Below are 6,563 nucleotides of genomic sequence, written 5' to 3' on the forward strand. Positions count from 1 at the left end.
GGCGGTCGCTGGCCCCTGGCCGAGGCGGCCGCCGCGCACGAGGCGCTCGTCGCCCGCCGGACGACGGGCAAGCTCGTCCTCGACGTCGCGTGACGCGCGCGTCGGCAGCCCGTCACCCGGCACGGCCGGCGTCCAAACCGTGCTGCCTCGGTCGTGGAGGCAGTCCGTCGACACGTACGCCGAAGGTCCTCGTCGCGCTCGCTCGTCGCACGCGTAGTGGTGCTCCGCGGGAGCCGGAGTCGGTGGCAACCGTCAGCTCGTTGATGCCGTCCGGCACCAGGCCCCAGACCCTCGTGTCCCTCTTGCCGGTCGAGACGAAGCCGACACGTGGACGCGTGCCCCATCGCCGGGCTCGCCACACGTGAGGACCGAACCCGGCCCGTCGTCCTCGAAGGACAGGGAGAGGCAAAGGGCCTCACGGCCCTTCGTGTCCTGTCCCTGGACCGCGAGCATGTCCCCCGACTTCCCGAAGGCTCGAGCCTGAGCGGAATCCAGCTCGGTGACACGGGACCGGTACCGACCGCTCTGAATGCACCCGCTGCGGGTCATATGAGCTATCCACCTCAGGAGAGCCGTGTCGAGTACTAGATCTTTCATCCGTGTCGCGACCCTGATCGCGTGCGTCGGTGCGTGCGCACTTCCGACGAGCGCCGGGGCACGCGCGCCCGCTCCGTCCGACATCCCGGCAGTTGCCGCCGCGACGAAAAAGATCCGGGCTGATTGCGATGCGCACCACGGGACGCTCACGGATCTCCTGTCGCCGGCGGTCGTCCGGCGGGGATATCGCGAGCTGCGACGGATGGGACAGCTCTGGACTCGCTGTGGAATCGCGGTGGCCAGTCGCCACGCGTCGCTCGAGACTCGCCGTTCAGGGACGAAACGAGTGGACGCGCTGATCGCGGACTGCGTGACAGCTCCCGTCACGGGAACTCTTCGGCGACGGTACGACCCAGCGCTGCTCCTCCGCGCGTACCGAAGGCTCCCGAAGGAGGTCCGCGACGAGACGACCTGCCCTGTCGGCGTCGCCAGTCAATACAACGGGCTCCGCCCGTACGGATCTCGGCCGCTGGTCGCGGTCGTTGCCCGTCCGCGGCCGGCTTCGGCCCTGCCGGCGGAGTCCGTGAGTCGAACCGTCGAGGTACTGGCGCAGGACCTCCCGCTCTTCGCGCGACCCCGTGCACCCACAGACGTGCTCCCTGATTGGGCTGCTGCGATCGCCGCGACGCCCCAGGGCTCTGGGGCCCAGGAGCGATTCGGTCGACTCGATATGTCGCTTGCACGGTCGGCTGGAACCGAGGGCAACCTCGTCGTCATACCCGGTACGGGCATCGTATGCAGCGTGTTCCGAGCGACCGACTCGGCGACCAGCATGGGCTGCACCGAATCGCGGCGCTCTGCGGGATCCCTGAACCTGGGGCTCACGTTCACGCCTGGGGGGCTGACGCTCCACGGCCTGATCGCACGGGGTCAGCACGATGTGCGAGTCCTGTCGGAAGGCGGGAGGTGGCAGAACGTTGCCGTCCGCGGCGACGCACTTATGCATCGTGTTACCCGCATCCCGCGGCTCGCCACGTGGCGGGATGGGGACGGAGTGCTGCACTACCTCGAGTTCGGCTCGGTCCTTCGGTAGTAGGGCGTGCCTGATGCCGCATCGCACAGCTCGTTGACCTGTGACCACGTCTGGTTGTGGAACGTCGCGGGTGCGAGTGGTTGGGCCCCAGCGAGCGCGGACTCCGTTGGTCTGGTCCCCGGCCCTTGGCATCCCCCGTGCCCCCGTGGGCCGACCGGCGCGCCGCAACCACGCGGCCCGACTCGGGTTGGCACACTTGCCCTGTTGCAGCGTGTGCTCGAGCCTGCGGGCCGCTCCCTCGCGCTCCCTCGGAGACTCAAGTTGATGCATCGTTGCTTCCTACGTCCGGCCCTCGTCGCCGCCACCGTCGCGCTCCTGGCCCTCCCGTCCGGTGCGCTTGCGGCCAAGGACCTGGAGGTCGGGATCGCTGACGAGAACGTGCTCAACGGCAACACGCCGGGCGGCGCGGATGTCACCGTCGAGAAGTGGAAGGCCTCGGGGGTGCAGGACGTCCGGATCTTCGCGAAGTGGGACACGCTCGCGCCGAGTCCGAAGGTCGCGAAGCCACCCGCTGGACTCGACGCCACCGATCCTGCGTCGTACGACCTGACGGCCCTGGACCGGCGGATCGACACCGTGGTCGAGCACGGGTTGAAGGTCACGCTCGTGATCACAGGCCCGGGGCCGTACTGGGGGTCGTCTGAGCCTGCTCGGTCCAACGGCACCTGGAAGCCCGATCCCGTGAAGTTCGGGCAGTTCGCGACGGCGATCGCCAAGCACGTAGGCGCGCGGGTGGACCGCTACATCGTCTGGAACGAGCCGAACCTCGCATATTGGCTGCAGCCGCAGTACTCCTGCAACGCGACCGTCAAGACGTCCACGGGCCTTCCGTCGTGCGCTCCCGTCGCGCCGCACCTCTACCGCGGGCTGGCGCGTGCGGGCTATGCGGCGATCCACGCGGCGGATCCGGTCGCGCGGGTCGCGGTCGGGGCGACGTCCTCGATCGGCAAGCGGTTCGTGACGGGTGGCAACACCACGTCGCAACCACTACCCTTCCTGCGGGCCATGGGCTGCGTGAACGCGAAGTACCGACCGATCCGGACGGGCGAGTGCAAGAACTTCAAGCCGGTCAGCGGCGATGCTCTGGCGTACCACCCGCACTCGCTGAAGTACTCGCCCGGGCAGGCCGACCCCGACACGGGCAACGCCCGCCTGGCAGACCTGCCGCGCCTGGAGAAGGTCATCGATCGCCTGACGGCGCGGAAGCGACTGACGTCCGTCGGGGCGAAGCGGCTGCCGCTCTGGCTCGATGAGTACGGCTATCAGACCAATCCGCCCGACCCGAGCGAGGGGTACCAGTCGCCGAGCCTCGCGGCGTCGTACCTGCAGTGGGCCTGGTCGTTGGCGGCCAGGAACCCGCGGGTCAAGACCCTGACGCAGTACGAGTGGTTCGACGAGAAGGGCACCGGCGCGTCGAACTTCAACAGCTGGCAGTCGGGCCTCTACACCTTCGACGGCAAGCCCAAGCCGCTGGCGGCCGTCTTCGCCAACCCGATCTTCGGCTGGCGCACCACGAAGGCCGCGAACGTCTGGGGCCAGGTCCGACCGGGCGACACCGCGACCACGGTCCGCCTGCAGCGCGGCGGCAAGGCGTCCTCGTCGTTCAAGGACTACAAGACCGTGAAGACCGACAAGTACGGCATCTTCCAGGTCCGCGTCCCGCGTTCCACGACCCAGCGCTACCGCTTCATCTACGTGGACCCGACCACGCAGGCCGAGGTCACGAGCGCCGCGACCGCGCTGCGGAAGCCGTAGCTGTCGGGCTCCGCGGGCATCGAAGCGACGGTCGTGACGCACGAAGCGACGATGGTGCACGTTGTGGAGCAGCTCGGATACCCGGTGGCCGATCCGATCGCGACCGCCTGATCGGGCACGGCGGGATCGGGGCCCTCGTCCACCCGCGGGCCTTGCCTCAGACCCTATGGGGGTCGGTCGTCGTATGAGGCAGGCAGGGTTTGACGGACAGCTGAGTGCGTGGCGCGCGGAGCGCGCCAGCAGGAAGGATGTCTCGATATGGCTCGAGGACGGCAGTACCCGCCGGAGTTGAAGGAGCGGTCGATCCGGCTCTGTTTGGAGAGCGAGCGGCCGATCGCGCAGATTGCTGACGAGCTCGGCATCAATAGGGATTCGCTGCGGTCGTGGGTACGGCAGGCCGAAGCTGACGCGCGTGGCGGCAGCGCAGGCGGGCCGGTGACGAGCGCGGAGCGCGAGGAGCTGGCCCGCCTACGCCGCGAGAACCAGGACCTGAGACGCTCGAACGGGCGCGTCGGGATTGCCGGGGGCGTAGCGTCCCCACGCGCCGGCCTCTCCCCAGACGCCCGGTTGGATCTGCTGGTAGTTCGTACTCGCCGGGGCTCGCCGGGGTGAAGATGGCCAGGCCGCCCTGTGAGGTCGGCAGGTTCTCCGCGCTCTGGAAGTACTGAAACGGCTGTGCGGCCTCGCCCCGGGTGGTGCTCTGCTTGAACCAGCCGTTGTAGTTCGTCGACCCGGTCCGCCAGTTGACGTCGTAGAAGATGTCCAGGTCCACGTTGATTGGCCAGGCCGTCTCGTCCGGATCCGGGTTCACGGTGTAGGTGATCGTCGACGTCGACTCGTTGATCTTCGTGGTCAGCGGCACGGACTGGCCGTCTGCGTCCCGGGCGGTCGCGATCGAGACCGCACCCACGGTCTGGTTCTGGTCGTCGACGATCTTTGCCGACCCTCCGGCGTCCTTGACGAGCTTCTGGCCCTTCGCGAGATCCAGGGGCATCGAGATCGACCGCTCAGACCTCGGGCTTCTGAGGCTCCAGGCCACGGAGGACCCGATCGGCAACGCGCGGGTGAGCAGATCAACGTCTTCGGAGACGTCCGGGTAGACGGCGTTCTCGCCGGACGCCACGCCCTGCGCTTCCGATCCCTTGGGTGCGAGGCGCAGCGAGAGGTTGCCGATCAATACCGATCGGCCCGCCGTCTTCGGCACCGAGATCGGAACGATCGGACGCCTGACCTGGAAGCGGCCGGCCTTCTCCGCGAACGCGAGGTCCGCGACCTTCCACTTCGGATCGTTCGGGTCGTCGCTGGCGTTCTCGGCCAAGGGCAGGCTGCACAGCATCACGCCCTCCGCCTTCCCGTCCTTGCCGCGAACCCGGATCGCGGTCTGGCCGATCACCTCGTCGATCTCGCTCGCCTTCGGCACCACCGCCCCGGACGACACCAACGCCGGCGACCGCGCGCCGATCTGCTTCCGCACCTCCGCAGCCGTCGAGCGACCCCGGTCCGCGGTCCGCGATCGCGCAAACCGCTCGAGCTCCTCCGTTGAGCGCTTCGGCGGCGTCGACCGAACAGGCGGGTTCGGCGTCCCGGTCTCCCGGAACGCCCGGTTCATGTTCTCCCCGAGCTACGTGGAGAGCAGCGGTGGCAGAGGAGCGGTCGAGGACGGCGGAGCGGCCGCTGACGCGACACCCGCGATGGACACGCCACCGAGCACGGCGCCTACGAGAAGGGGTACTGGGCGCGCGGGGCGCCTCCTGGGAACGGGGGACAGAGGACGTCGCCCATCGCACCACGGGTAAACGCGAGGAAAGCGGCGACGAAGTCAACGTACGCCGACCGGCGTACGTCATGCAAGCGTATGCGCGCCACGTAGCCGGACGTGGGACACGCTGGATCGCCGCATCGCACGCCGTCGGCGCATTGGAAGCAGGGGGCGACTCGCGGCCCAGGCGGTGCGTGTGGCCCCTCCTCGCAGGCCAAGGGCGACGCTCGATACGGAGAGTTACGTCAACTAACGAATTCTGATCCGAGGAAGTGACCCCTGGAGTCGACTCCTCCCCCGCGACGGGCGGCCGACGTATGGCGCACCCCCGGCTGATGCGGCTCGGGGTCGTGGCCGTCGACGAGATTGCGACCGGCGCTCCTCGATGGGGCACGCTGCGAGAGCGGGTGTGGCGCGCCGCCTGCGCCGCTAGAATGTGTGGTCATGGACGTCCGGTCGCCAGTGGTTCGGAACATCGTCGGGTCGATCCGGGCCGAAGGCTTGGATCCCGGCGAGGACCTGATCGCGCTCGCCGACGCCCGCGCGGCCGGCCGAGTCTCCGACCGCGACTGGGCCGCCGCGAAGCGGATGGTCCTCGCCGGCGAGTCGGTCGAGCGGTTCATCCCGGCGCCCGCGCCGGCCTGGACGCGCTGAGCGACGCGGCCGCGTGGCGGTCGACCCCTACGTCTACCCCGGCACTCGCGTCCTCCGCAACCGGCTCGAGATCACCGACGAGGACGAACTGGCCCGGGTCGAGGCCCGAGTGACGCTGATCGCCGACCTCGACCTCGCAGAGCGGCCAGAGGCCGGCGAGTACGACCTCGCACACCTGCAGCGGATCCATCGCCGGCTGTTCTCCCCGATCTACGCGTGGGCGGGCGAGCTGCGCACGACCGACATCGCCAAGGACAACGCACTGTTCTGCCGCGCGCACCTGCTCGAGCAGTACGCCCCGGAGGTCTTCGCACGGGTCGAACGGGGCCCCGTGTTGCGTGAGCTCTCCTACGAGCGCGTCGTCAACCGGCTACCGGGCCACCTCGCGGGCGTCGACGCGCTGCACCCGTTCCGTGAAGGGAACGGGCGCGCGACCCGGGCGTTCTTCACACAGTGGGGCGCCGAGGTCGGCGTCCAACTCAACTGGGCCGACCTCGACCGTGACCGTAACGTCGCCGCTTACCAGGCGGCGTTTCGCGGCCACCTCGAGCCGCTGCGCGAACTCGTCCGGGAGATCGCCGAGCCGATCGCCCGCCGGCGCGACCGCGGCGTGGACCTCGGGCGCTGAGTCGCCGGGCGTCCGTCCCGGGACCCCCGCGGCCCGACCATCTAGCCTTCCGCGCGATGTCCGCGCCGACGATGCACGCGATCCGCCAGCACGAGTTCGGGGGGCCCGACGTGCTCGTCCTCGAGGAGGTTCCGCGG

The 6,563-nt window shown here is 69.5% G+C and carries 5 protein-coding genes; all 5 read left to right on the forward strand.

Features of this window, described 5'->3' with window-relative positions:
- Positions 1-1,894 precede the first annotated feature (1,894 nt).
- The 5 genes from AB0L40_RS25600 (at position 1,895) to AB0L40_RS25620 (ending at position 6,426) form a co-directional block, all read left to right on the forward strand.
- Positions 1,895-3,385, forward strand: a complete 1,491-nt coding sequence (locus AB0L40_RS25600; protein ID WP_364361274.1) for a hypothetical protein — start codon at positions 1,895-1,897, stop codon at positions 3,383-3,385.
- A 258-nt stretch (positions 3,386-3,643) separates the two neighbouring features.
- Positions 3,644-3,997 (forward strand): transposase, encoded by a 354-nt coding sequence (locus AB0L40_RS25605; protein WP_364361276.1) that lies wholly within the window; start codon positions 3,644-3,646, stop codon positions 3,995-3,997.
- A gap of 206 nt (positions 3,998-4,203) precedes the next feature.
- Positions 4,204-4,485 carry a hypothetical protein gene (locus AB0L40_RS25610; RefSeq protein ID WP_364361278.1) on the forward strand — a complete coding sequence of 94 codons (282 nt, stop codon included), beginning with the start codon at positions 4,204-4,206 and terminating at the stop codon, positions 4,483-4,485.
- Between the two features lie 1,103 nt (positions 4,486-5,588).
- Positions 5,589-5,798 (forward strand): hypothetical protein, encoded by a 210-nt coding sequence (locus AB0L40_RS25615; RefSeq protein WP_364361280.1) that lies wholly within the window; start codon positions 5,589-5,591, stop codon positions 5,796-5,798.
- Between the two features lie 13 nt (positions 5,799-5,811).
- On the forward strand, positions 5,812-6,426 hold the full coding sequence (locus tag AB0L40_RS25620; protein WP_364361282.1) for a Fic family protein: 615 nt from the start codon (positions 5,812-5,814) through the stop codon (positions 6,424-6,426).
- Positions 6,427-6,563: the final 137 nt, after the last annotated feature.

The sequence above is a fragment of the Patulibacter sp. NPDC049589 genome (assembly GCF_040675535.1).
In the GTDB taxonomy this organism is placed as follows: domain Bacteria; phylum Actinomycetota; class Thermoleophilia; order Solirubrobacterales; family Solirubrobacteraceae; genus Patulibacter.